This is a genomic window from Stenotrophomonas sp. AC248, from assembly GCF_979258185.1.
On the sequence record NZ_OZ409840.1, the window covers coordinates 780063 to 801809 of the forward strand.

21 protein-coding genes are annotated in these 21747 nt (G+C 67.9%); 7 read left to right on the forward strand and 14 right to left on the reverse strand.

Features of this window, described 5'->3' with window-relative positions; translation table 11 throughout:
• Positions 1 to 6: 6 nt before the first annotated feature.
• The 5 genes from ACZ0AE_RS03465 to ACZ0AE_RS03485 form a co-directional block, all read right to left on the reverse strand.
• Positions 7 to 1362, reverse strand: a complete 1356-nt coding sequence (locus ACZ0AE_RS03465) for a peptidylprolyl isomerase (protein ID WP_463600409.1) — start codon at positions 1360 to 1362, stop codon at positions 7 to 9.
• Positions 1359 to 3812 carry an LPS-assembly protein LptD gene (lptD, locus tag ACZ0AE_RS03470; protein ID WP_448133057.1) on the reverse strand — a complete coding sequence of 818 codons (2454 nt, stop codon included), beginning with the start codon at positions 3810 to 3812 and terminating at the stop codon, positions 1359 to 1361. The genes ACZ0AE_RS03465 and lptD overlap by 4 nt, the downstream gene beginning before the upstream one ends.
• Positions 3813 to 3932: 120 nt before the next feature.
• Positions 3933 to 4844 (reverse strand): histone deacetylase family protein, encoded by a 912-nt coding sequence (locus ACZ0AE_RS03475; RefSeq protein ID WP_038690415.1) that lies wholly within the window; start codon positions 4842 to 4844, stop codon positions 3933 to 3935.
• Positions 4845 to 4878: 34 nt separating this feature from the next.
• A complete protein-coding gene (locus tag ACZ0AE_RS03480; protein ID WP_463600410.1) occupies positions 4879 to 5433 on the reverse strand; it encodes a cob(I)yrinic acid a,c-diamide adenosyltransferase in 555 nt (184 codons plus the stop codon).
• A gap of 13 nt (positions 5434 to 5446) precedes the next feature.
• Complete coding sequence (locus ACZ0AE_RS03485; RefSeq protein WP_463600411.1) at positions 5447 to 6031, reverse strand: hypothetical protein; 585 nt, start codon at positions 6029 to 6031, stop codon at positions 5447 to 5449.
• Positions 6032 to 6125: 94 nt separating this feature from the next.
• On the opposite strand from ACZ0AE_RS03485, the gene ubiH reads away from it, so the two are divergent.
• Entirely contained in the window at positions 6126 to 7331 is a 1206-nt protein-coding gene (ubiH, locus tag ACZ0AE_RS03490; RefSeq protein ID WP_038690409.1) for a 2-octaprenyl-6-methoxyphenyl hydroxylase, read from the forward strand.
• A complete protein-coding gene (locus ACZ0AE_RS03495; RefSeq protein WP_038690407.1) occupies positions 7328 to 8503 on the forward strand; it encodes a UbiH/UbiF family hydroxylase in 1176 nt (391 codons plus the stop codon). Before ubiH ends, ACZ0AE_RS03495 begins: the two co-directional genes overlap by 4 nt.
• Positions 8504 to 8668: 165 nt before the next feature.
• Here ACZ0AE_RS03495 and ACZ0AE_RS03500 read toward each other — a convergent pair whose 3' ends face one another.
• From ACZ0AE_RS03500 to ACZ0AE_RS03515, 4 genes are all read right to left on the reverse strand, one after another.
• The gene (locus tag ACZ0AE_RS03500) at positions 8669 to 9064 is read right to left on the reverse strand and encodes an EF-hand domain-containing protein (RefSeq protein ID WP_463600412.1); all 396 of its coding nucleotides are present in this window, start codon (positions 9062 to 9064) and stop codon (positions 8669 to 8671) included.
• 61 nt (positions 9065 to 9125) lie between these two features.
• Complete coding sequence (rlmM, locus tag ACZ0AE_RS03505; RefSeq protein ID WP_038690403.1) at positions 9126 to 10172, reverse strand: 23S rRNA (cytidine(2498)-2'-O)-methyltransferase RlmM; 1047 nt, start codon at positions 10170 to 10172, stop codon at positions 9126 to 9128.
• A 24-nt stretch (positions 10173 to 10196) separates the two neighbouring features.
• Positions 10197 to 10757 carry a nucleoside deaminase gene (locus ACZ0AE_RS03510; RefSeq protein ID WP_038690401.1) on the reverse strand — a complete coding sequence of 187 codons (561 nt, stop codon included), beginning with the start codon at positions 10755 to 10757 and terminating at the stop codon, positions 10197 to 10199.
• Between the two features lie 195 nt (positions 10758 to 10952).
• On the reverse strand, positions 10953 to 12701 hold the full coding sequence (locus ACZ0AE_RS03515; RefSeq protein ID WP_463600413.1) for a glutamine--tRNA ligase/YqeY domain fusion protein: 1749 nt from the start codon (positions 12699 to 12701) through the stop codon (positions 10953 to 10955).
• Positions 12702 to 13059: 358 nt separating this feature from the next.
• On the opposite strand from ACZ0AE_RS03515, the gene ACZ0AE_RS03520 reads away from it, so the two are divergent.
• Together ACZ0AE_RS03520 and msrA are read left to right on the forward strand one after the other, a co-directional pair.
• Complete coding sequence (locus tag ACZ0AE_RS03520; RefSeq protein WP_038690397.1) at positions 13060 to 13326, forward strand: putative signal transducing protein; 267 nt, start codon at positions 13060 to 13062, stop codon at positions 13324 to 13326.
• 30 nt (positions 13327 to 13356) lie between these two features.
• Positions 13357 to 14007, forward strand: coding sequence for a peptide-methionine (S)-S-oxide reductase MsrA (msrA, locus tag ACZ0AE_RS03525; protein WP_038692475.1), 651 nt, complete (start codon positions 13357 to 13359; stop codon positions 14005 to 14007).
• 172 nt (positions 14008 to 14179) lie between these two features.
• Here the strand turns inward: msrA and ACZ0AE_RS03530 are convergent, their stop codons facing one another.
• The 5 genes from ACZ0AE_RS03530 to ahpC form a co-directional block, all read right to left on the reverse strand.
• A complete protein-coding gene (locus tag ACZ0AE_RS03530; protein WP_463600414.1) occupies positions 14180 to 15142 on the reverse strand; it encodes a transaldolase in 963 nt (320 codons plus the stop codon).
• Positions 15143 to 15188: 46 nt separating this feature from the next.
• The gene (gene rnk / locus ACZ0AE_RS03535) at positions 15189 to 15596 is read right to left on the reverse strand and encodes a nucleoside diphosphate kinase regulator (protein ID WP_038690393.1); all 408 of its coding nucleotides are present in this window, start codon (positions 15594 to 15596) and stop codon (positions 15189 to 15191) included.
• A gap of 139 nt (positions 15597 to 15735) precedes the next feature.
• Positions 15736 to 16686, reverse strand: a complete 951-nt coding sequence (gene oxyR, locus ACZ0AE_RS03540; protein ID WP_038690391.1) for a DNA-binding transcriptional regulator OxyR — start codon at positions 16684 to 16686, stop codon at positions 15736 to 15738.
• Positions 16687 to 16772: 86 nt separating this feature from the next.
• Positions 16773 to 18365, reverse strand: a complete 1593-nt coding sequence (gene ahpF, locus ACZ0AE_RS03545) for an alkyl hydroperoxide reductase subunit F (protein ID WP_463600415.1) — start codon at positions 18363 to 18365, stop codon at positions 16773 to 16775.
• A gap of 150 nt (positions 18366 to 18515) precedes the next feature.
• On the reverse strand, positions 18516 to 19079 hold the full coding sequence (gene ahpC / locus ACZ0AE_RS03550) for an alkyl hydroperoxide reductase subunit C (protein ID WP_038690387.1): 564 nt from the start codon (positions 19077 to 19079) through the stop codon (positions 18516 to 18518).
• Between the two features lie 419 nt (positions 19080 to 19498).
• Between ahpC and prmC the strand changes: the two genes are divergently transcribed.
• The 3 genes from prmC to pip are packed head-to-tail and all read left to right on the forward strand — an operon-like array spanning position 19499 to position 21747.
• Complete coding sequence (prmC, locus tag ACZ0AE_RS03555) at positions 19499 to 20353, forward strand: peptide chain release factor N(5)-glutamine methyltransferase (protein ID WP_463600416.1); 855 nt, start codon at positions 19499 to 19501, stop codon at positions 20351 to 20353.
• 54 nt (positions 20354 to 20407) lie between these two features.
• The gene (locus tag ACZ0AE_RS03560; RefSeq protein ID WP_038690384.1) at positions 20408 to 20761 is read left to right on the forward strand and encodes a DUF5713 family protein; all 354 of its coding nucleotides are present in this window, start codon (positions 20408 to 20410) and stop codon (positions 20759 to 20761) included.
• Between the two features lie 41 nt (positions 20762 to 20802).
• Positions 20803 to 21747 carry a prolyl aminopeptidase gene (pip, locus tag ACZ0AE_RS03565; protein WP_463600417.1) on the forward strand — a complete coding sequence of 315 codons (945 nt, stop codon included), beginning with the start codon at positions 20803 to 20805 and terminating at the stop codon, positions 21745 to 21747.

The following is a 21747-nucleotide window of genomic DNA, read 5'->3' on the forward strand; positions in this document are numbered from 1 at the left end:
GCAACCTCAGGACTGCGGCGGCGTGGTGGTGCCGGTGCCGGTGCCGGTGGCGTCCGCGCCCGTACGCAGGTTGACGTAGGCTTCGCCACGCAGTTCCTGCAAGTAGCGGTTGTACTCTTCTTCCAGCTTGCGGCGACCGATGGTCTCGCGGATCTGGGCACGCTGGTTGTCGGTGGTTGCATCGGTCTGGCGCGTGGCAACGCGCTGCACGATGTGCCAGCCGGCATCGGTGCGGAAGGCCGGGCTCACGCCGCCGTCTTCCACGCCCGCCACCTGCTTGCCGAAGTCCGGGCCGAAGGCATCGGCCGGGAACCAGCCCAGATCGCCGCCCTGGCCCTTGCTGTTGTTGTCCTCCGACGCTTCCTTGGCCACCGCCTGGAAATCGGCGCCGCCGGCGATGCGTGCACGCAGCGTTTCGATCTTGGCCTTGGCCGCGGCATTGTCCTGCTGGTCGGTGATGCGCACCAGGATATGGCGGGCATGGTACTCGGTGATGGTCTGGCCGCTGGCGGCGGCGCTGGCATCGCGCACTTCCACCAGCTTGAGCAGCTGGAAGCCGCTCGGGCCGCGGATCGGGCCGACCACGTCGCCCGCCTTCATCTGCGCCATCATCTGCGCGAATGCGTTGGGAATTTCATCCAGCGAACGCCAGCCCAGGTCGCCGCCTTCCAGCGCGTTGGGGCTGTCCGAAAAGCGGACGGCGGCCGCGTTGAAGTCCAGTTCGCCCTTGTCCAGCAGCGCCTTGACGCCATCGGCCTTCTTCTGGCCGGTGCTGATCTGATCCGCGGTGGCGCCTTCCGGCAGGCCGATCAGGATGTGGGCCAGATGGTACTGGGTGCCCACCGAGGCCTGCTGCTTCAGCGCGGCATCCACTTCGCCCTCGCTGACACTGATGCGGCTCTGCGCGAAGCTCTGGCGCAGGCGCTGCACGGTGATTTCATCGCGGACCGAGTTGCGGAAATCGTTGAAATCGATGCCGTCATGGGCCAGGCGCTGGCGCAGGGCGTCCAGGTTGGAACCGTTCTGCTGGGCGATCGCGTTCAGGGCCTGGTTGAGCTCCTGGTCGCCGATCTTGATCCCGCTGCTCTGGGCGCGCGCCACCTGCAGCTTGACCAGCACCAGGCGTTCAAGCACCTGGCGGCTCAGCACGTCTTCCGGCGGCAGCTGGTTCTCACGACCGGCGTACTGCGCCTTGATGTTCTGGATCGCACGGTCCAGTTCGCTCTGCAGCACCACGTCTTCATCGACGATGGCGGCAATGCGGTCCAGCGGCTGGCTCTGCTGGGCCAGCACCTGCAGCGGTGCTGAGACGGTGGATACCGCCAGCAGGGAAGCGAGTAGAACGGGAAGGGTCTTGGTCATGGGATCTGATTCGGATCGTAGTCGTCGCGGTCGGCCCCGGTGTTGCTGGGCGGCACGAGATAGAGGTCGTCTCGGTAGTACCCGAGAATAGCACGGCGCAAGGTGCGGTCCGTGTTCTGGCCGATGGAGCTCAAGCCCTTGAGCACGAACTCGATCTGGAAGGAATTGTTCAGCTCGCCCTCGCGGTTGCGCACGTAGCGGCGGGCGATGGCGCGAACCGCCAGGCAGCAGCTGTCCCACTGCACGCCACCGATGATTTCCAGCGGCTTCTTGTCTTCGAGGGAGTAGTAGTAGCGCCCCACCAGGCTCCAGCGCGGGCTGATCGGGTACAGGAACGACAGGTCGACCTGTTCAAGCAGCGTGCGTTCTTCCTTGGTCGCGGTGATCGGCGCTGCCGCGTTGATGCGGTAGCGGTAGGTCAGGTTGACGACGCCGTCGTTGGACATCAGATACCGCGCCCGCAGGCTGGCCAGGTCCTCCCGCTTGTACTTGGGATCCCACTGGTAGGTGGCCCCGAGCGTCCAGCGGTCGTTGACGGCGTAATTGGCATCGGCGATCCACGCCGACTTGCCCTGCTCGACCTGGGCCTGCTGGCCCGGCAGGGTGACCCGCGAGTCATCGAAGTACAGGATCTGGCCGATGCTGCCGGAGAAGCGCTCGCGCCCGGTGGTCTGGTCGATGAAGCGGGTGCTCAGCGCCATGGTCAGCTGGTTGGCATCGTTCTGGCGGTCGGCGCCGGTATAGCGCGAGTCGCGGAACAGCTGGCCCCAGCTGAAGGTGAAGTCGCGGGTGTCGAAGACCGGCAGCTCGCTCTGGTCGCGGTACGGCGTGCGCAGGTAGAACAGGCGCGGCTCCAGGGTGTGCAGGAACGACTTGCCGCCGATGGTGGTCTCGCGGTCGAAGAACATGCCCGCATCCAGGCTGGCCACCGGCATGCTGCGGCTGGGCGAGGTATTGCCACGCAGCTGGTCCGGGGTGGCGGTGGCCGGATCGACGCCGGCGTCGATCAGCGCCTGGCGGCGCACATCGTTGGCCAGCCCCTGGTCCAGGTCATAGGCGGTGTAACGCCAGGCCATGGTCGGCGTCACGTACCAGGACGGACCACTGAAGGGCAGGGAGACGTAAGGCTTCACGTCCAGGCGCGAGCCGTTGAACTGCTGCACCACCTGGCCGGTACGCTCGTATTCCTGCTCCGGGCCGAACTTGACGTTGATGTCGTCGTGGGTGAAGTGCACCGCTTCCGCGTATACGCCGGTTTCCAGCCACGGCAACAGCGGCTTGTCCCAGTTGAAGAACGCGCGCGGCTGGCGCGCATACGGCAGCGAGCTTTCGGTCAGGGTGTAGTCGGTGAGCTGCCAGTAATCGGCCATCAGGCCGCCGGTCCAGTTCTCACCGGTGCCGTAGATGCCCACCTGGCTCTGCAGGTTGGACGCGGTCACACCCAGCAGCTTGCTGGAGAAGTCTTCGGTATACCGCTCGTCGCTGACCCAGGCGATATTGGCGCGCGCCTGCCAGTTGGCGTTGAGGTTGTGGTAACCCTCGAACTCGACCCGACCGCGATCCTTGTCACGCAGCTTGTCGTTGGGCAGGTAAGCGGTCAGCAGGGTGCCGCGGCCCCCGTCGTAGAGATAGCGGAACTCGTTGTCCAGCATCAGGCCGCGCTTGCTCATGTAGCGCGGGGTCAGGGTGTCGTCGTAGTTCGGCGCCAGATTGAAGTAGATCGGCTGGGCGTAATCGAAGCCGTTGCGCCCGGACAGGCCCAGCTGCGGGTACAGCAGGCCGGTCTGGCGACGGTCGTCGATCGGGAACTTGAAGTACGGGGCCCACAGCACCGGGACCTTGCCGATCCGCAGCACGGCGTTGCGCGCGGTGCCGAAGCCTTCGTCGTTGTCCACTTCGATCTGCGGTGCCGACAGCTTCCAGACCGGCTGGGACGGGTCGCAGGTGGTGTAGGTGGAGCGGTGCATCTGCCCGACCGCACCCTGCAGGTCCACCGATTCGGCGCCACCGTTGCCACGGCGATCCACCAGCTGGTACTGGATGTCGCTGATCTTGTGGGTGTCCGCTTCCTGGTTGCCTTCGGCGCGCTTGGCCACCATCCGGATCGAGGAGTCCTGGTAGCGGACGTTGCCCTCGGCGATGTAGTTGCCGCTTTCGGTGTCGAAGCTCAGGTGGTCGGTACCCAGGAACTGGTCGCCGCGCTTGAGCGCGACGTTGCCCTGGTACTGCGGCACCGTGGACGTGCCAAACAGCTGGTCGCCCTCGATGTCGGTGTCCTGCTGGTCGCGCGTGGCGGCCGCGGCCTTGTCGGCTTTGGGCGCATCGTCGAACACGGGCAGCACGTCAGTGGCCGGGCACAGGCCCCAGTTCACCGGTTTGTCGTCGGCCATGGCCGGCAGGCAGATGGCGATGCTCAGGGGGAGAGGCAGCAGGCGGAGGGCTCGGCGCACGCGGGAGTCGGATTCGGGGGAAAACGGATCGTAGCTTGCCCCATCCCTTGCATAGGGGCAATGAAGGCCTTGCCCGGCCAAGGGTTCAGGTTCATGCGCGGGCTCGACCCGCGCAGCTGCTCAGCGCAGCTGGCCGACGTGGGCCACGCTGCATTCGGCCAAGGCCTGCAGGTCGTATCCGCCCTCCAGCATGGACACCACCCGGCCACCGCCATGACGCCGGGCCAGCCCGCGCAGCTCGGCGGTGATCCAGGCGAAATCGTCGGTCTCCAGCATCAGGTCGGCCTGCGGATCGCGCAGATGCGCATCGAAACCGGCCGAGATCAGCAGCAGCTGCGGGCGGAAATCGTCGATGGCCGGCAGCATTTCATCGGCCCAGGTGTTGCGGAAGCGGAACCCGCCGCTGCCCGGCGGCAGCAGGATGTTCATCAGGTTGCCGGCACCGCGGTCGCGGCGCAGCCCGGAGTTGGGAAACAGCCCGGCCTGGTGGGTGCTGTAGTAGGCCACGCCGGGGTCGGCGATGAAGATGTCCTGGGTGCCGTTGCCGTGGTGCACGTCGAAATCGACGATGGCGATGCGTTCCAGGCCGTAGCGGTCGCGCGCATAGGCGGCGGCCACGGCGATGTTGTTGAGCAGGCAGAACCCCATCGCGGTGCTGGCCGTGGCGTGGTGGCCGGGCGGGCGCACTGCGCAGAACGCGACCGGGTCATCGCCCAGCATCACCGCGTCCACGGCGGCCACGCCGGCGCCGGCGGCATGCAGGGCCGCGCTGGCCGAGCCGGGCGAGGTCAGGGTGTCCATGTCGATCTGGCGCAGCGGCTCGGTCTGCGCCTTGAGCACCAGGTCGATCAGCTCGCTGTCGTGCACGCGGGCCAGCTCGCCCAGCTTGGCCGGCGGCGCCTGGCGCCAGTCCAGCTGGTCGGGGAAGGCGGCGAGCAGGGCATCGAGCACCACCTGCAGGCGCTGCGGGGATTCGGGGTGGCCGCGGCCGGGATCGTGTTGCAGACAGGCAGGGTGGGTAAAGACCAGCATGCGGGCAGGGGTTCCGGTGGGGCGGAAGGAGGGCTCAGGCGTGGCGGCGTTCGTGGCGCCAGACCACCTCACCGTGCCCGTCGGCGCGGGCCAGCACCCGGGCCAGCACGAACAGCAGGTCGGACAGGCGGTTGAGGTAGCCGATGGCTTCGGCGCGCACCGGCTCCAGCCGCGCCAGGGTCACCGTTTCGCGCTCGGCCCGGCGCACGATGGTGCGGGCCAGGTGGCAGCGTGCGGCCGCCTCGCCGCCGGCCGGCAGGATGAAGTCCTTCAGGGCGGGCAGATCGGCGTTGTAATGGTCGAGCTGCTGCTCCAGGGCGTCGATGTCGGCCGCCTGGATGGCCGCGTGGCCGGGAATGCAGAGCTCCCCGCCCAGGTCGAACAGCTGGTGCTGCACGGTGGTCAGCAGCGCCCGGATGTCGTCGGGCAGGGCGACCGCCAGCAGCACGCCCAGCGCCGAGTTGGCCTCGTCGACGGTGCCGTAGGCGTTGACCCGCTGGGCATCCTTGGGCACCCGGCTGCCGTCGCCGAGCCCGGTGCTGCCGTCATCGCCAGTGCGGGTATAGATGCGTGAAAGCCGGTTGCCCATGCGTGCCGACCGCTCAGCGCAGGACGTCGTGGCGCGCCTGCAGCAGCTTGCCGACCTGTTCGGTGGTCAGCTGCAGCGCGGCGGCCAGGCCGACATAGATCGCGGCAGTGCGCAGGTAGGGCACGAACCAGTCGGCGTAGTTCTTCAGCCAACCGGCGGCGGTCGGTTCGGCCACCATGTCGCTGCTCCAGTAGAACCCGCCCTGCGCGAACAGGTGGCAGACCGCTACCGCGCCCACCAGCAGCAGGGCCGCCTTGCCCAGCGTGAGCCACTGCGCGCCGTGGTACCCCTGGCGCAGCAGCATGCCGCCGGCCCACATCGAGAAGTACGCCGGCAGCAGCATCCAGGTGCCAGGCGAGACGCAGTAATGCTGCAGGTACTGCTGGCCGCTGCTGCGGATCACCAGGATGTCGATCACGATGGCCAGCGCCATCAGCAGCGGGAACGCCCAGCGGGTCCAGCTGCGCAGGTAGAACCCGCCGATGAAGAACACGGCCCAGGAGGCATCCGGGATCGCCATGAAGTGATTGACCCGGGTGGCGGCCATCAGCAGTACGAGCACGGACAGGACGAAGGCGCGTTGGGCGGTGGTGGACATGGCAGCCACGGGAAAGGGTCAGGCATTCATTCTAGCGCCTGCTGCGGCAGGCCGCCGCACGCGCCGGGAACGGCCCAGCGCTTATCATGGCGGCATGAGTGAACGACATGACGTAGTGATCGTGGGCGGCGGGCTGGTCGGTGCCAGCCTGGCCATTGCGCTGGACCGCGCCGGGCGTGACGTCGGGCTGGTGGAAGCCACCCCGGCTGGCACCCTGCCGACGGTGTTCGACCAGCGCAACCTCAGCTTCGCCGCCGCCACGGTCAACGCGCTCACCGCGTTGGGCGTGATGCAGCGGCTGGGCACCGCGCCCGGTGCGATCACCCGCATCCATGTCAGCCGCGCCGGCGATTTCGGCCGGGTGCAGATGGACGCCGCGCAGTACCAGCGCCCGTGGTTCGGCCAGGTGGTGGTGGCGCGTGATTTCGGCACCGCGCTGGAAACCTGCCTGCAGGCGCTGTCGCACCTTACCCGCTACCGCCCGGCGCGCTTCGTGCGGCTGGGCGCCACGGTCGACGGCTACCGCCAGGTATTCATCGCCGACGACAGCGGCGAGCGCTGCCTGCTGGCGCGGCTGGTGGTCGGCGCCGACGGCACCCGCAGTGGCGTGCGCGAGGGGCTGGGCATCGGCGTGGACGAACACGATTTCGAGCAGACCCTGTTCGTGTCGCGGGTGCGTGGCGCGCGTGCGCCCGATGGAACGGCCTATGAGCGGTTCACCGACACCGGCCCCACCGCGCTGTTGCCGCGTGGCGATCGCCACTTTGGCGCCGTGCACGGGGTGGCCCGCGACCAGGCCGAGGCGGTCCACGCGCTGGACGATGCGGCGTGGCTGCAGCGGCTGCAGGACGCGATCGGCTGGCGTGCCGGGCGGTTGCTGGAAAGCGGCCCGCGCAGCGCCTACCCGCTGATCCAGGTACTGGCCCAGGCGTTGGTGGGCGAGCGCGCGGTGCTGCTGGGCAATGCCGCGCAGACGATTCATCCGTTGGGCGCGCAGGGCTTCAACCTGGGCCTGCGTGACGCGCTCACTCTCGCCGAGCTGGTGGCCGATGCGCAGGACCCCGGCAGCGACGCATTGCTGCAGGCGCACGTGGCGCGCCGCGCCGAAGACCGCGCGCAGACCATCGCCTTCTCCGGCGGGCTGGCCCGCCTGACCAGCAATCCGGCGCCGTTGATGCGGCCGCTGCGCAGCCTGGGGCTGCTGGCCGCGCAGGCCACCCCGATGCAGTCGATGCTGGTCGGCGGGGCGATGGGCTTCCGTGGCGAAGTGCCGGCATTGTGCCGTGGAGCGGGCGTATGAGCCGGCGCGCGCGCGATGTGATCGTGGTGGGCGGCGGCGTGGTGGGCGCGGCCTGTGCGCTGGCGCTGGCCGACACGGGGCTGCAGGTCACCCTGGTGGAAGGCCGCGAGCCGGCGCCGTGGCAGCCGCAGCAGCCGGACCTGCGCGTCTATGCGTTTGCGCCGGACAACGCGGCCCTGCTGGCCGCGCTCGGGGTATGGCCGGCTGTCACCGCGGCGCGTGCCTGTGCCTACCGGCGCATGCGCGTGTGGGACGCCGGTGGCGGCGATGAACTGCGCTTCGATGCCGACCACCTTGGCCGCGAGCAATTGGGCTGGATCGTGGAGAACGACCTGCTGGTGGACCGCCTGTGGGCGGCGCTGCCGGCGGCCGGCGTGCAGGTGTGCTGCCCGGCGCGCGTGGAAGCGCTGGAACAGGAGGCCGACGGCGTGCGCCTGCGGTTGGAGGATGGCCGCCGGCTGGAAGCATCGCTGGCCATTGCTGCCGACGGTGCCGAATCCACCCTGCGTCGTCTGGCCGGGCTGGAGGTCAGCCGCCAGGACTATGGCCAGCGCGGCGTGGTCGCCTACGTGGACAGCGAAAACGACAACGAAGCCACCGCATGGCAGCGCTTCCTGGTGACCGGGCCGCTCGCGGTGCTGCCCATTGCCGGGAAGCGCAGCTCGATTGTCTGGACCCTGCCCGATGCCGAGGCCGAGCGGGTGCTTGCGCTGGACGAGGCCGCCTTCGGGCGTGAGCTCACCCAGGCCTTCGCCGGGCGGCTGGGGGCAATGACGCTGGCATCGCGGCGGGCGGCCTTCCCCTTGCGTCGCCAGCTGGCCACCGGCTACGTGGCCGGGCGCGTACTGGCGTTGGGCGATGCGGCGCACGTGGTGCACCCGCTCGCGGGGCAGGGGGTCAACCTGGGCCTGCGCGACGTGGCCGCGCTGCGCACGCTGGTCCTGCAGGCGCAGCAGCGCCGCCAGGACTGGATGTCACCGCACCGGCTGCAGCGTTGGGCGCGTGAACGGCGCAGCGAGAACACCGTGGCCGCCTACAGTTTCGATGCGATCAACACCGTGTTTTCCAACGACGAGCTGCACCTCACCCTGGCCCGCGGCCGCGTACTGGGCTGCGCCGGCAAACTGCCGCCGCTGGTGTCGATGTTCTGGAAGCGCGCCGCCGGCGTGTGAGACCGCGCAGCCGGGCAGCGCCCGGCTCTACGTGACGGTGGCGGTGCGTTGGGCCGTAGAGCCGGGCTCTGCCCGGCTTGCGTCAGGCCATCGCAATGTCGGCAACGCGCAGCCGGGCAGAGCCCGGCGCTACGTGGCGATGGTGGTGCGCTGGGCGCGCCCGCCTCAGTCGGTCAGCCAGCCGGACAGGTCGGCACGGTCCAGCTTGCCGCGCCGCTTCACATCCAGGGCGCCGAATTCATCGGCCAACGCCGGGTTGGCCTGTGCTTCGGCGCGGCTGATGAAGCCATCCCCATCGGTGTCCAGCGTCGCGAACGCGAACCGGTACTGGCCCACCACACTCACCGGCTGCACCGACCGCACCGTCACCGCCGCCTCACCCGCCGGGGTGGCCAAGGTCACCTGGTGGGTCACCCGGCCCTCGGACAGCGACTGCGTACGTACGCTGGCGGGGACCTCGCGCAGCGGTTCACTGATCGCCGGCGACGGCGTGTAGGCTTGCGCCAAAGCGAGCGAAGGCAGCAGGCACAGCAGCAGGATCAGGGTGGGGCGAGGTCGCATGCAGACTCCGTGAGTTACGTGGGCAGGGAGAGCCGGGCCATGCCCGGCTGTACCGCGTTGATCACCGCAGCGGCGAGGCCAGCACCGTGATTTCCTCACGGTCGTGGTACAGCTGCTTGGCCCGCACCACCAGCGGCTTGCCGGCCTGTTCCTGGAACAGGTCCAGGCACAGGCGGGTTTCGTCCCAGCGCTTCTTCATCGGCAGCTTGAGGTTGAAGATCGCATGCCTGCACCAGCCTTCGCGGAACCAGGTGGCCATGCGCTCGGCCACCCGGCGCGGCTGTTCCACCATGTCGCAGACCATCCAGTCCAGCGGCGTGTCGGGCTGCCAATGGAAGCCGTCGGCACGCAGGTGTTCCACCAGCCCGGTCTCCAGCACGTGCTCGCGCAGCGGGCCGTTGTCCACGCTGATCACTTTGACGTGCTGGCGGGTCAGCACCCAGGTCCAGCCGCCGGGCGCGGCGCCCAGGTCGGCCGCGCGCATGCCCGGCTTGACCAGCTGTTCGCGTTCTTCCGGGGTGAGCAGGGTGAGCAGGGCTTCGTCCAGCTTCAACGCCGACCGCGACGGGGCATCGGGCAGCAGCTTCAGGCGCGGAATGCCCAGCGCCCACGGCGCGCTGTCGCGGGTGTCGCTTACGCAGACAAACGCATGGCGGCCATCGACGAACACGACGTGCACGCGCGGCAGCGCGGTGTTGGCCTTGTCGGTGAGCAGGCCGGCCTTGCGCAGCGCCGGACGCAGCGCATTGCCGAACGCGCGGGCCAGGCCGGCCAGCGGCTTGCCTTCGTCCGAGTCGGGATGTTCCACCCACATGTCGCCGAAGCGCTGCTGCCCCTGCAGGGCGGCGATGATCGGGGTGATGCGGTCGCTGGGGTCCAGCTCACGCAGTTCGGCCAGCACCACCAGCTTCTGGCGCGCGAAGATCAGCGACCGCCACGGCAGCGCCTTGGACAGCGCGGCGCCTTCGTCGGTGGCGAACAGCACGTAGCCGTCATTGCGCTGGGTGCGCGCATAGCCGGCGATGCCGGCATAGGCGGCGCGCTCGGACAGTTCACCGGCCAGTTCCGGCTCGAAGCCCTGGCGGCACAGACACAGCAGGCCGCTCATCGCAGCGCGCCCGAGGCGCGGCGGTCAGTAATGCGCACCGTTGATCTCCCCATACTGGCGCAGAACGGCGCGCGCGGCGTCGCGTTCAATGTCGCGCACCACTTCGATGCCGCGCTTGTTGAGTTCACCGACCCAGTCGGCCGGCAGCGGGCCTTCATCGAACGGTGTGAGTTCTTCCACGTCCTGCGCACTGGCACCGATCAGCAGTCGGTCGATGCCGGCCCAGATGGTGGCGCCGTAGCACTGGCAGCACGGCTGCGACGAGGTGGCCAGGGTGATCGGGCTCAGCACGTCGTTCAGGCGCGGGGTCTGCAGGCGCTGCTGGGCCAGCATGTAGGCCATGTTCTCGGCATGGGCCAGCGAGGTGCTGTGCGGCACCACGCGGTTGACGCCGGCGGCGATGACGCGGTGGTCCGGGCCGAACACCACCGCGCCGAACGGGCCGCCGGTTTCCGCCTCGACATTCAGGCGCGACAGCTCGATCGCCAGGGCGACCTTGGCGGCATCGTCGGGATACACACGGGCCAGGTCGATCTGGTCGTGGATCCAGGCGGGCAGGGTGAGGTGGACTTGCGCGTACAGCATCGGGGCGTGGGCCTCTTCAAATATGGAGCAGCGGCAGTGTATCGGGCCGCGCGTAGGGATGCCGTGTCCGCGCTGAACGCGGCCACGGGGCTGGGGGCGCAGGGGATGCGCCGCTGGCGTGGGGAGTGGCGGCGCGGCGCCGCCGGTGCGGGGCCGCGCAGCAGGGTGGCCGGTGCCAGGCACCGGCATGCAGGCTTACGCCGACCAGGTGTCGCGCAGGGTCACGCTGCGGTTGAACACCGGCGTGGCGGCGGTATGGTCGCGGCGATCGGCGACGAAATAGCCGGTGCGCTCGAACTGGAACGACTGCTCCGGCGTGGCGCTGGCCGCGGCCGGCTCGACATAGCCGGTGACGGTGCGACGCGAGTCGGGGTTGAGGTAGTCGCGGTAGGTCTTGCCGTCGGTTTCATCGTCCGGGTTGGGCACCGAGAACAGGCGGTCGTACAGACGGATCTCGGCCGCCACGGCATGCACCGCGCTGACCCAGTGGATGGTGCCCTTGACCTTGCGGTTGGCGCCTTCCATGCCCGGGCGCGATTCCGGGTCCAGCCAGCCGTGCAGCTCGGTGATGGTGCCCTCGGCGTCCTTGATGACCTCATCGCAGCGGATGATGCCGGCGCCGCGCAGGCGCACTTCGCCGCCCGGCACCAGGCGCTTCCAGCCCTTGGGCGGGATCTCGGCGAAGTCCTCGCGCTCGATCCACAGTTCGCGTGCGAACGGCACCTCGCGGGTTCCAAACGCCTCGTCCTTGGGGTGGTTGGAGAAGGTCAGCGTTTCGGCGTGGCCTTCCGGCAGGTTGGTCAGCACCAGCTTGACCGGGTCGACCACGGCCATGCGACGCGGCGCGGCGCTGTCCAGGTCTTCGCGCAGCGCGCCTTCGAGCACGCTGAAATCGATCATCGAATTCTGCTTGCTGATACCCACGCGCTCGGCGAACAGGCGCATCGCGGCCGGGGTGTAGCCACGGCGACGCAGGCCCTGCAGGGTCGGCATGCGCGGGTCTTCCCAGCCGTCCACCAGCTGTTCGGTGACCAGCGCCATCAGCTTGCGCTTGCTCATCACCGTGTAGTTGATGTTCAACCGCGAGAACTCGATCTGGCGCGGCTTGGCCGCCTCACGCGGCAGGCCGCGCTCGACCAGCGGTGCGGTCAGCGCGTCGTCGTGGGCGAAGTCGACGTTGTCCACGCACCAGTCGTACAGCGGGCGGTGGTCTTCGAATTCCAGCGTGCACAACGAATGGGTGATGCCCTCGAGCGAGTCACCCAACGCGTGCGCGAAGTCGTACATCGGGTAGATCGGCCAGGCGTTGCCGGTGTTCTGGTGCTCGACGTGCTTGATGCGGTACAGCGCCGGGTCGCGCAGGTTGATGTTGCCGCTGGCCATGTCCATCTTCGCGCGCACGGTGCGGGCACCGTCCGGGAACTCGCCGGCGCGCATGCGCGCGAACAGGTCCAGATTCTCGTCCACGCTGCGCTCGCGGTACGGCGAGGGGCGGCCCGGCTCGGTCAAGGTGCCGCGGTAGGCGCGCACTTCCTCGGCCGACAGGTCACACACGTAGGCCTTGCCGTCGCGGATCAGCTTCTGGGCCGCCAGGTAATAGGCGTCGAAGTAGTCCGAGGCGTGGCGCAGTTCGTTCCACTCAAACCCCAGCCAGCGCACATCGTCCTGGATGGCGGCCACGTACTCGGGGTCTTCCTTGGCCGGGTTGGTGTCGTCGAAGCGCAGGTTGCACACGCCGCCGAACTCGCCGGCAATGCCGAAGTTCAGGCAGATCGACTTGGCATGGCCGATGTGCAGGTAGCCGTTGGGCTCGGGCGGGAAGCGGGTCTTGATCGCGGCATGTTTGCCCGCGGCCAGGTCCTCACGGACGATCTGACGGATGAAATCCCGCTTTTCGTGGGCTTCCGGAAGGGCGTCGGTGGGGGCGGCAGTAGGCTCGGACATGGTGCGCGGTCGCAGTCTAAAAGGCAGAAAGACCAACAGTTTAGCCTGTCGCAAGGCGACAGGCTAAACGGGTAGGTGCCGACCGTTGGTGGGCACGCCTTTTGCTGGCCGGCTCCCCATGACCCAGGAAAGAACCGGTAGTGCCGGCCGCTGGCCGGCTCCTCGTGCTGCTGGCAGGGTGCAGAGCCGGCCAGCGGCCGGCACTACCCAGTGCAGAGCCGGCCAGCGGCCGGCACTACCCATGCGCAGTTGGCGATGCCGAGCGTTTCCCCACACTGTTCCGGCAGGGGGAGCGCGTGGGTCGGCATGCCTTCAGCCCCCGGGGGTATGCTGGGGCCATACCCGCCGGAGCCCGCCCATGCACGTGATCTACCAGGCCGACAACCTGTTTGACGCCCATCTGGTCAAGCATGCGCTGGAGGACGCCGGGATCCCCGCGTTCGTGTTCGGCGAGTCATTGCTGGGCGGGATGGGCGAGCTGCCGCTGTTCGGGGTGCTGCGGGTGTGCGTGCCCGACCTGGCCCGCCCGGAGGCCGAGGGCATCGTGGCCGGGCTCGACTTGGGTGGCGCCCCGGACGACCCCATATTCGACGGTGACGAAAGCGCCGGCCTGTTGCCGGCCTAGGAGACCGCCATGTTGGGAATTGCCAAGGGCCTGTTGGGCATCGGTGCGTTCAAGCAGCGCCTGCCGCGCCCGGACGAGGCGCTGCCCGGCCGGGACCAGCCGCTGCCGCTGCACAACCAGCATTACGTCAACAGCCACCCGCTCAAGGACGGTTTCGCCGGCCTGCAGCGTATCCGCGTGGCGATGGGCTGTTTCTGGGGCGCCGAGCGCAAGTTCTGGACGCTGCCGGGCGTGTACGCCACCTCGGTGGGCTATGCCGGCGGTTCCACCCCGAACCCGACCTACGAAGAGGTCTGTTCCGGCATGACCGGGCACACCGAGATCGTGGAGGTGGTGTTCGACCCGGCCATCATCTCGCTGGGCCAGGTGCTGCAGGTGTTCTGGGAGAACCATGACCCCACCCAGGGCATGCGCCAGGGCAACGACACCGGCACCCAGTACCGCTCGGCCATCCACGCCACCAGCCAGGCCCAGTTCGATGCGGCCCTCGCCAGCCGCGACGCGTACCAGCAGCGTCTGGAGGATGCCGGCCTGGGCGCGATCACCACCGAGATCGTGTTCCCGGCGCCGACGTACTTCTACGCCGAGGACTATCACCAGCAGTACCTGGCCAAGAACCCGAACGGGTACTGCGGCATCGGGGGTACGGGGGTGAGTTGCCCGATTGGTGTGGATGCGTGAGCGATGCGGTAGAGCCGACCGTTGGTCGGGTGCCCTTGCAGTGACGTGGGGGTAGCCGACCAACGGTCGGTGGGAGCAGCCGACCAACGGTCGGCTCTACCCCGTTGTTGAGGGTTGAGAAACCAAAAGGCCCCGCAGTGCGGGGCCTTTTGTCGTCCGCGAACCGGCGCGCTTACAGGCGCTCGCGGATGGTCTGGCGCAGCGCTTCCAGGTCCTTGGCGAACGCGTCGATACCGGTGGCCAGTTTCTCGGTAGCCATCGGATCGGCGGCCAGATCGGCTGCAAAGCGGGCCGCGTCAATCGCCGCCACCTGCACCGGCTCGGCTGCACCGGCCACCAGCTTGCGCGGCAGCGCACCGTGGTCGGCGTCCAGCTTCTCCAGCAGGTCCGGCGAAATGGTGAGCCGATCGCAACCGGCCAGCGCCTCGATCTGCGCGGTCGAACGGAACGATGCGCCCATCACCACCGTCGGCGAACCGCGGCGCTTGAACTCGGCGTACACCCCGCGCACGAACACCACGCCCGGGTCGGCATCGATGTCGGCCGGGGCCTGGCCGTTGGCCACGTACCAGTCCAGGATGCGACCGACGAACGGCGAAATCAGGAACGCGCCGGCTTCACTGCAGGCCAGCGCCTGGGTCGGGTTGAAGATCAGCGTCAGGTTGCAGTCGATACCCTCGGCCTGCAGCACCCGCGCCGCCTCCACGCCCGCCCATGTCGCTGCGATCTTGATCAGCACCTTGCTGCGCGGCACGCCGGCGGCGTCGTACATGGCAATGAACTGGCGCGCCTTGGCCACCGTCGCGGCGGTGTCGTGGGCCTGGTCGGCGTCCACCTCGGTGGACACCCGGCCCGGCACCAGCGAACTCAACAGCGTGCCCACGCCCACCGTCAGGCGGTCGGCCACGGCGTGCACGATGGTCTCGCGCTCGCCGGCCTGCTCGCGGCCCCAGGCCAGTTCGCGCTCGATCAGGTCCGCATACATCGGCAGGTCCAGCGCTTTCTTCACCAGGGTCGGGTTGGTCGTGCAGTCGACCGGCTTCAGGCGCTTGATCGCCTCATAGTCGCCGGTATCGGCTACCACGACGGACAGATCACGCAGCTGGCTGAGCTTGGACGGAGAAACGGTGTTCATTGCGACTCCTGGTACGAAAACGGGAACCTGCGCGGCGGCAGGAAGGTCAGGCGTGGGGCTGGTTGTGGACGGCGGTCACGCGCAGGCGCAGTTTGCGGCCACCCGGGGCGTCCCAATCCATGGTCTGGCCGACCGACAGGCCCAGCAGGGCGGTACCCACCGGCGCAAGGATGGACACCTTGCCCTGTTCAACATCGGCTTCGCGCGGATAGACCAGCGTCAGCACGTGCTTTTCGTTCTGCAGCTCATCTTCGCATTCCACGCGCGAATGCATCATGACGGTGCCGTCGGGAATCTGGTCCGGCGCCACCACCGTGGCACGGTTGAGCTCCTTGGCCAGCGCCACGGCGGCCGGGGTCTGGCTGACGGCGGGGGATTCAAGCATGGCGTCCAGACGATCCATGTCGTGGCTGGAAACGATGATCGACGGGGGAAGTCCGCTGGAAGTGGACATGTAAAGCTCCTTGCGAGTAATGATGGCCCATGCAAAAGGCGGCGCCTGCTGGCGCCGCCTGGGTTCTATTGTGCTGCCTATCGAAGACGGATGCGACCCGTGCGGTGCAGGGACCGATGCAGCCGGTTCATCCGGCCTGTCAGGCGTTGCCGCGCGCTGTCAGGGGCACGCCGGAATCGGCGTTGTCCAGGGTGAACAGCTCCTGCGGCAGGCGTTTGAACTGCTGCGCCAGCTGCTGCAGGAAACCGGTCATCGCCGAACTGCGCCGCCATGCCATCGCGATGCGGCGGCTGGGCCGGTCGTCGCCTTGGAAATCGAGCAGGCGGATGTTTTCCGAACGCGGCACCGGCGGCTTCACCGACAAGGTCGGCAACAGCGTGATGCCCACGTCGGCCGCGACCATCTGGCGCAGTGTCTCCAGGCTGGTGGCGCGGAACTCGGACTTCTCATTGGCGCCGAACAGCCGGCACACCGCCAGCGCCTGGTCGCGCAGGCAGTGCCCGTCTTCCAGCAGCAGCAGCTTCTGGGTGGACAGCTCCTGCACATCCAGGTGGTGCCGGCGCGCCAGTGGGTGCTGCCCGGAGACGGCCAGCAGGAACGGTTCCTCGAACAGGAATTCGGCGTGCAGCTGGTCGTCGTCCAGCGGTAGCGCCAGCAACGCGGCATCCAGCTTGCCTTCGCGCAGCCGCGCCAGCAGTTCGTCGCTCTTTTCTTCCACCAGCAGCAGCTCCAGCTGCGGGAAGCGTTCGCGGATGTTGGGAATCACGTGCGGCAGCAGGTACGGGCCCAGCGTGGGGAAAATGCCCAGCCGCACCGTCCCGGCTTCGGGATCGCGGCTGCGCCGTGCGGCTTCTTTCAGCTGCTCGACCTCGGCCACGATGGTGCGCGCACGCGCCGCCGCTTCGACCCCGGCGGGGGTCAGCATCACTTTGCGTGGAGCACGCTCGACCAGGGGCAGGCCCAGTTCGTCCTCCAGCTTGCGGATCTGGGTGGACAGGGTGGGCTGGCTGACGAAGCACGCCGCCGCGGCGCGGCCGAAGTGCCGGTGGTCGGCCAGCGCCACCAGGTATTTCAGATCACGTAGGTTCATTTCCTTGGACCTCTAAGCGGTAATGGACCGGGTGACGGCGTGGCTTACCCAGCAGGTGGGTCCCGGCGAACCGGGACCCTGACGTTTCAGGCAGCTTCGGCGACAGCGCCGCTGCTCTTGGGAACGGATGTGCGGATCAGGTGATCAAAAGCACTCAGTGCGGCGGTCGAACCGGCGCCCATCGCGATGATGATCTGCTTGTACGGAACGGTAGTGCAATCGCCTGCCGCGAACACGCCGGGCACGCTGGTCTGGCCACGGTCGTCGATCACGATCTCGCCACGCGGCGACAACGCCACCGACCCCTTCAACCACTCGGTGTTGGGCAGCAACCCGATCTGCACGAAGATGCCTTCGAGTTCGATCCGGTGCGCATCGCCACCGACGCGGTCCTTGTAGACCAGCCCGGTCACCTTCTGGCCATCGCCCAGCACTTCCTGGGTGAGGGCGCTGGTGATGATGGTGACGTTGCCCAGGCTGCGCAGTTTCTTCTGCAACACTTCATCGGCCCGGAGTTTGTCATCAAATTCCAGAAGGGTCACATGCGACACCAGGCCGGCGAGATCGATCGCCGCTTCCACGCCCGAGTTGCCGCCGCCCACCACCGCCACGCGCTTGCCCTTGAACAGCGGGCCATCGCAATGCGGGCAGTACGCCACGCCCTTGTTGCGGTACTGGTCTTCGCCGGGCACGTTCATCTGGCGCCAGCGCGCACCGGTGGACAGGATCACCGTGCGCGACTTCAACACCGCGCCGTTCTCCAGCGTGATCCCCACCAGCCCGTCATCGCCGGCCGGCGTCAACGCCGTGCCGCGCTGCAGGTTCATGATGTCCACCTCGTACTCGCGCACGTGCTGTTCCAGCGCGGTGGCCAGCTTCGGGCCCTCGGTTTCCTTGACCGAAATGAAGTTCTCGATCGCCATGGTGTCCAGCACCTGGCCGCCGAAACGCTCGGCCGCCACACCGGTGCGGATGCCCTTGCGCGCGGCATAGATCGCCGCGGCGGCACCGGCCGGACCACCGCCGATCACCAGCACGTCGAAGGGTGCTTTGGCGGCGATCTTCTCGGCGTCGCGTTTGGCCGAACCGGTGTCCAGCTTGGCCACGATCTGCTCCAGGGTCATGCGGCCCTGGTCGAACATTTCGCCATTGAGGTACACGGTGGGCACCGACATGATCTGGCGCGCCTCGACCTCGGCCGGGAACAGGCCGCCGTCGATCGCCACGTGCTGGATGCGCGGGTTGAGCACCGCGGCCAGGTTCAGCGCCTGCACCACGTCCGGGCAGTTCTGGCAGGACAGCGAGAAGTAGGTTTCGAACTTGAGCTCGCCTTCCAGCCCCTGCACCTGCTCGATCAGCTCGGCGGTGGCCTTGGATGGATGACCGCCCACCTGCAGCAGGGCCAGCACCAGCGAGGTGAACTCGTGGCCCATCGGCAGCCCGGCGAACGCCAGGTGGATGTCCTGGCCCGGGGTGGTCAGCGCGAACGACGGGGTGCGCTCGCTGCTGTCGCGGCGCACGTCCAGGGTGATCTTGTCCGACAGCGCGACCAGCGTGTTCAGCAGCTCCAGCATCTCCTGCGACTTGGCGCCGTCGTCCACGTGCGCCGTGATCTGGATCGGGCGGGTGACACGTTCCAGGTAGGTCTTCAGCTGGGACTGGAGGTTGGCATCCAACATCGAGAAACTCCTTGATTCAGGCAAGCAGACGGCGTCGACGAACCCCGTGGGTGCATCTGCGCGACATGGGGGTGAACCCAAACCGGCGCGTGCGCACCGGCTTGGGTTCACCCCCATTCCCGTCGAGCGGGAATGGGGATGGGAAACGACTTAGATCTTGCCGACCAGGTCCAGCGACGGGGTCAGGGTCTTTTCGCCTTCCTTCCACTTGGCCGGGCACACCTGGTTCGGGTTGGCGGCGGTGAACTGGGCAGCCTTCAGCTTGCGCAGGGTCTCGGAGACATCACGGGCGATCTCGTTGGAGTGGATCTCCAGGGTCTTGATCACGCCTTCCGGGTTGATGATGAAGGTGCCGCGCAGGGCCAGGCCTTCTTCTTCAATGTGCACGCCGAAGGCGCGGGTCAGCTGGTGGGTCGGGTCGCCGACCAGCGGGAACTGGGCCTTGCCGACGGCCGGCGAGGTTTCGTGCCACACCTTGTGCGAGAAGTGGGTGTCGGTGGTGACGATGTACACCTCGGCACCGGCCTTCTGGAACTCGGCGTAATGGTCGGCGGCGTCTTCAATCTCGGTCGGGCAGTTGAAGGTGAACGCGGCCGGCATGAAGATCAGCACGGACCACTGGCCCTTCAGGGTGCTGTCGGAAACCTTGATGAACTCGCCGTTCTGGTAGGCGTTGGCTTCGAACGGCTTGATCTGCGTATTGATGAGCGACATTGATGTTCCTCTTGGTGAAGGGGGTGGGTGAAGCGACCAACACAGGTTAGCGGCTCCGTTCCCATAAGGACAATCCATTGATTGCATCTATACGATAGTCACAGACTATCAATATGGGCTGATCGTGCGATGAATGTCAGCCCCTGTTTCGCCCGAAAGCGTTGCAGCGCAATGACATTCGGGCTGAATGGGGTAATCGGCGCAATAGCCGCTCCTTATTCCTGCGCGCGGTTGGCTGAACGGAATCGACTGGAAGACCCGGGCTGGCCGCGTAACGGCGATAGATCAGCTCAACCGAATATTGGTTCGTACATTGCTGCAATCAATGCCGAGGCGTCGCCACGGCCGGTCTTCGGACGTCCTGGGGTCCTGGCCCGGTGCACTACACTGCGCGCCCGCCCACTTTTCCAACCTGCCCGATGACCGCCGCTCCCCGTGACCTGCGCCAGCTGCTTGCCGATGCCGCCACGGCCCTGCCCGGGGTGGAGGGCCGGCATGAAGCCGAGCTGTTGCTGTTGCATGTCCTGGGCAAGCCGCGCAGCTGGCTGTTCGCGCACGCCACCGACCCGGTCGAGGCGGGCGATGTGGCGGCGTTTCACGCGTTGCTGGCCCGGCGCCTGGCCGGCGAACCGGTGGCCTACCTGCTGGGCCATCGGGGGTTCTGGACGCTGGACCTGGCGGTGAGCCCGGCCACCCTGATTCCGCGGCCGGAAACCGAGCTGCTGGTGGAACTGGCGCTGGCGCGCCTGCCGGTCGACACCGCGCTGGCGGTGGCCGACCTGGGCACCGGCAGCGGAGCGATCGCGTTGGCCCTGGCCAGCGAGCGCCCGCAGGCCGACGTGACCGCCTCCGATCTCAGCGCCGCCGCCTTGGACGTGGCGCGTGGCAATGCGGCGCGCAACGGGCTGGCGCGCGTGCGGTTCGTGCAGGGCGCCTGGTTCGCGCCGCTGCAGGGCATGCGCTTCGATCTGATTGCGAGCAACCCGCCGTACATCGCCAGCAACGACCCGCACCTGCAGCAGGGCGACCTGCGCCACGAGCCGGCCACGGCGCTGGCCTCCGGCATCGACGGCCTGGACGACATCCGCCTGATCGTCGCCGGCGCCGGCGCGCACCTGCTGCCCGGTGGCTGGCTGCTGATCGAACACGGCTGGGACCAGGGCGCGGCGATCCGCGCACTGTTTGAACACGCCGGTTTCGAGCAGGTGCACACCGAGCGCGACCTGGAACAACGCGACCGGGTGACGCGCGGCTGTCTGCCGGGCGTGCGCTGACGCTGCCTGAAACATCGCGCGGGTAGAATGGCGGTCCACTTGAAAGGAAGCGCCATGACCACTGCCAGCCCCTCTGTTTCCCACGCGCAGCTGCAGTCCCACGCGTTCCTCGCCGACATGGTCGAGGATGCGTACTTCCCGCCGGCACTGGTGGCCCAGGGCCAGCAGATCCTGCTGCGCCTGTGCGAACGCATCGAACGCGAACGCCCGGCCGACGGTGCCGCGCTGATGGCGCTCACCCATGCCGCCACGCTGGAGTTCAATGTGCTCGGCGAAGCGTTCGAAGCGCAGGACAGCGAGCTGGAAACCGCTGCCCGCGAGAACATCGGCGCCGATTTCGAGCTGATCGCGCGCAGCTACGGGTTCGATGTGGATGTTGATGATCTGACCAGCCCGCGCGAGTGGTGAACCCGCTCGTCCGCGCCTGTGCCCAACAACGGAGTTCTGTCATGCGTACGCTGTATCCCGCCATCACCCCTTACGACGTCGGCACGCTGAAGGTCGACGATCGCCACACGCTGTATTTCGAACAGTGCGGCAACCCCGACGGCAAGCCGGTGGTGATGCTGCACGGTGGCCCCGGTGGCGGCTGCAGTGAAAAAATGCGCCAGTTCCACGACCCGGCCAAGTACCGGATCATCCTGTTCGACCAGCGCGGTGCCGGGCGTTCCACCCCGCATGCCGACCTGGTGGACAACACCACGTGGGACCTGGTGGCCGACATCGAGAAACTGCGCGAGCACCTGAAGGTGGAGCGCTGGCAGGTGTTCGGCGGCAGCTGGGGGTCGACCCTGGCGCTGGCCTACGCTGAAACCCATCCGCAGCGCGTGACTGAACTGGTGCTGCGCGGCATCTTCATGCTGCGCCGCTGGGAGCTGGAATGGTTCTACCAGGAAGGCGCCAACCGCCTGTTCCCGGATGCATGGGAGCACTACCTCAAGCCGATCCCGGAAGTGGAGCGCCACGACCTGATCTCGGCCTTCCACCGCCGCCTCACCAGCGATGACGAGGCTACCCGCCTGGCCGCCGCCAAGGCGTGGAGCGTGTGGGAAGGGGCCACCAGCTTCCTGCATGTGGACGCGGACTTCGTGGACAGCCACCAGGACGCGCAGTTCGCGCTGGCGTTTGCGCGCATCGAGAACCACTACTTCGTCAACGGTGGTTTCTTCGAGGTGGAAGAGCAGCTGCTGCGCGACGTGCACCGCATCGCCGACATCCCCGGCGTAATCGTGCATGGCCGCTACGACGTGGTGTGCCCGTTGCAGAACGCGTGGGAACTGCACAAGGCCTGGCCGAAATCGACGCTGGAAATCAGCCCGGCGTCGGGCCATTCGGCGTTCGAAGCGGAAAACGTGGACGCCCTGGTGCGCGCCACGGATCGCTTCGCCGGCTGA